Annotated in this window: 5 protein-coding genes; 1 reads left to right on the plus strand and 4 read right to left on the minus strand. The window is 66.1% G+C overall.

Translation table 11 applies throughout. The features are described from left to right. Positions 1-659, minus strand: a 659-nt coding sequence (locus PKD06_RS18570; protein WP_324382759.1) for an ATP-binding cassette domain-containing protein, incomplete at its 3' end; no start/stop codon positions are given. Positions 660-836: 177 nt separating this feature from the next. Between PKD06_RS18570 and PKD06_RS18575 the strand changes: the two genes are divergently transcribed. Then, a complete protein-coding gene (locus PKD06_RS18575; protein WP_324382761.1) occupies positions 837-1,280 on the plus strand; it encodes a hypothetical protein in 444 nt (147 codons plus the stop codon). Between the two features lie 5 nt (positions 1,281-1,285). Here PKD06_RS18575 and PKD06_RS18580 read toward each other — a convergent pair whose 3' ends face one another. From PKD06_RS18580 to secY, 3 genes are all read right to left on the minus strand, one after another. Continuing rightward, on the minus strand, positions 1,286-1,783 hold the full coding sequence (locus tag PKD06_RS18580) for a carboxypeptidase regulatory-like domain-containing protein (protein ID WP_324382763.1): 498 nt from the start codon (positions 1,781-1,783) through the stop codon (positions 1,286-1,288). Positions 1,784-1,844: 61 nt separating this feature from the next. After that, a complete protein-coding gene (locus PKD06_RS18585) occupies positions 1,845-2,447 on the minus strand; it encodes an adenylate kinase (RefSeq protein ID WP_324382765.1) in 603 nt (200 codons plus the stop codon). A gap of 48 nt (positions 2,448-2,495) precedes the next feature. Then, the coding region (gene secY, locus PKD06_RS18590) for a preprotein translocase subunit SecY (RefSeq protein WP_324382767.1) at positions 2,496-3,344 on the minus strand (849 nt) is incomplete at its 5' end.

The raw sequence follows: 3,344 nt of genomic DNA on the forward strand, positions 1-3,344 counted from the left end.
ACGTTGTCGAGGAAGTAGCGGTCGTGGGTGACGATCAGGATCGCGCCCGGATAGTTGCGCAGATGCGCCTCCAGCCACTCCGTGGTCTCGGCGTCGAGATGGTTGGTCGGCTCGTCGAGGAGCAGCAACTCGGGCTGCTCCAGCATGAGCTTGCACATCGCCACGCGCCGGCGCTCGCCGCCCGACAGCCTGTCGATCGCCCAATCCCCCGGAGGCACTCCCATGGCCTCCATCGCCTGGTCGACCTTCGAATCCAGCTCCCACAATCCCTTCGCGTCGATCTCGTCCTGGAGGCGCGTCATCTCGTCCGCCACCTCGTCCGAATAATCGGCCGCGATCTCGTTGTAGCGGTCCAGGATCGCCTGCTGGGCGGCGACGCCCTCCAGGACGTTCTCGCGCACGGTCTTCGCCGGATCGAGCTGCGGCTCCTGCGGCAGGTAGCCGACACGCGCGCCCTGCGCGACGAAGCCCTCGCCGGAAAAGTCCTTGTCGATCCCGGCCATGATGCGCAGCAGCGTCGACTTGCCGGAGCCGTTGATGCCCAGCACGCCGATCTTCGCGTCGGGATAGAAGGACAGGTTCACGTTGTCCAAGACCTTCTTCCCGTTCGGATAGGTCTTGGTCAGGCCCTGCATGTGATAGATGAATTCTCGGGCCATCGGTCCGGGGTCCTATGAAGCAGAGATGGAAGGGAGGCGAAGGGGAGCGATAGCAGCCGCCGGCCCCAGGGGCAAGGAGAGGGAACTCCGCGGGAAAAGGGAAGACCGCCCGGCGTTAACCCGCTCTTAACCTCGTTCGTTAAGAAAGAGGTAACGACAAGGCTCGGACCGACGCCCATGAACCCCGCCCGCAAGACGCGTCCTGATTTCGACACGACCCGCCGCGGGGACCTCGGCCCCGTCCCCGGCCCGGAGGACTTCGCCAACATCCTGCGCCTGCGTCCTCAAATCCAGCCCGCGGTGGCCGAGCCCCGCGAGCGGATGGCGACGACTGTGACCGAGCAGGACATCTCCTCGGCTCTGGACCTCGTGAGGCAGGCGGCGGCCAGCATCCGCGACGCCGACGAGCGCGTCCGCGACAGCCAGTCCCGGACCCAGGCCCTCCTGCAACGGGCGGTCGAAGAGCTGAAATCGGCCGAGGCACGCGCCGAGAGGGCGGAGGCGCTGACACGGGCCGCCGAAACCCGCGCCAGGGAAGCCCAGGCCCGGGCCGAAGAGGCCGAGAACTGGCTGCGCCAGGTCTTCGCGACGATCTCCGAGGAACTGCCCGCCCGGCATTGACAGATCTATTTGCCGGAGATGACCGCCTGCGTGGTCTCGCCCTTCCTGACCTCCACGATGTCGTAGATGCCGCCGCCGCGGGTCAGATACGAAGCCGGCTCGGTCCAGAAGACCCGCGTCGCGACGATGTAACGCCCGGGCATCAGGTTCTCGAACAGGAACCGGCCGCGCATGTCCACCTTCGTCTCGCGCCGGTAATTGTAATATTCGGCCGGCGGCTCCTCGACCTCCTCGCCCCAATAGGCGCGCATGTCGCCGCCGAACATCGCATTGAAGCGGGCGGTCGCATAGGCCGTCGCCGGAATGAGGAAGACCCGCTCCCCGGCCGCCGTGACGAGCCGGCCGTAATCGCGGCGCAGAAATGCCTGCCCCTCGATCCGGCCCGTCCCTTGGACGAGGACATAGGCTGCCTCCTGCGCGTCGAAACGCAAACCGATGCTTTTCGGCTGGCAACCCGCCACGCAGACGGCGCAACAGATCGCCGCCCAGATACGCAACCCCATGGGACGCCCCCATCCCGCCTCGACGGAATCAGGGGAAAGCCGGCCTGCGCGTCAAGCCACCTCAGATAGCGACGCTTGCAACCTTCGCGCTCAGGATCTCGGAGATGGAGCTGGAGACCTCCTCCATCGGCGCCATCCCGTCGGTGACCTGAAGCATATTCCGCGCCCGATAATAATCGGAGAGCGGCGCCGTCTGCTTCCGGTAGGCGTCGAGGCGGATCTTGAACGCTTCCGGGTTGTCGTCCTTGCGCACGGTCTCGCCACGCGCCTGCGCCTCGCGGGCCCGGTTCGCGATCCGCGCGAGCAGCGCGTCCTCGTCGACCTTCAGCTCGACGACGGCATCGAGCTTGATGCCCCTTTGCGCGAGCATGTGGTCCAGAGCCTCCGCCTGCGCGACGGTGCGCGGGAATCCGTCCAGAATAAAGCCGCCCCGCGCATCTTCCTCGGCGATCCGGTCGCCCACGATGCCGACGACGACCTCGTCCGGCACCAGGCCGCCCCGGGCCATGATCTCCTTGGCCTGGAGCCCGACCGGCGTGCCGGCGGCCACCGCGGCTCGCAGCATTTCCCCGGTGGAGAGCTGCGGAATGCCGAAGCGTTCCACGATCCGCTCCGATTGGGTGCCCTTCCCGGCTCCCGGCGGACCTAACAGGATCAGTCTCATCGTCTCGCCCCCCCCAAGCCCCGGCCGATCCGATTCGGCTCGGGTATTCTAACGCCGCCTCGCCCCGCGCAGCTTGGCCTTCTTGACGAGGCCTTCATATTGATGGGCCAGCAGGTGCCCGTGAATCTGCGCGACCGTGTCCATCGTCACCGATACCACGATCAGCAAGGATGTTCCGCCGAAATAAAACGGCAGAGCCGCATAGGAAATCAAGACCTCCGGCAAAAGGCAGATAATCACCAGATAGGCCGCACCGATCACGGTGATGCGGGTCAGCACATAGTCGATCTGCTCGGCCGTCCGATCGCCCGGACGGATGCCCGGAATGAAGCCCCCGTGCTTCTTGAGGTTGTCGGCCGTCTCCTGCGGATTGAAGACGATCGCCGTGTAGAAGAAGGCGAAGAAGACGATCAGCGCGGCATAGAGCGCCACATAGGCCGGCCGGCCATGGCCCAGGAAGGCCGAGACCATCTGAAGCCATCCGGTCCCGGTCTGGTCTCCCGAGAAGCTCGCGAAGGTCGCCGGCAGCAGCAGCAGCGAGGAGGCGAAGATCGGCGGGATGACGCCGGACGTATTGAGCTTCAGCGGCAGGAACGACGTCTGCCCCTCGTACATCCGGTTGCCGACCTGGCGCTTGGGATAGTTGATCAGGAGCCGGCGCTGCGCCCGCTCCATGAAGACGATGAAGGCGACGACGACGATCGCCATCACCGCCACCCCGAAGATGATGCCCGTCGACAGCGCGCCCTGGCGGCCCAGCTCGAGCGTGCCGCCGATCGCCAGCGGCAGATGCGCCACGATGCCCGCGAAGATGATCAGCGAGGAGCCGTTGCCGATGCCGCGGCTCGTGATCTGCTCGCCGAGCCACATCAGGAACATCGTGCCGCCGGTCAGCGT

The sequence above is a fragment of the Enterovirga sp. genome, assembly GCF_035325185.1.
Lineage (GTDB): Bacteria > Pseudomonadota > Alphaproteobacteria > Rhizobiales > Beijerinckiaceae > Enterovirga.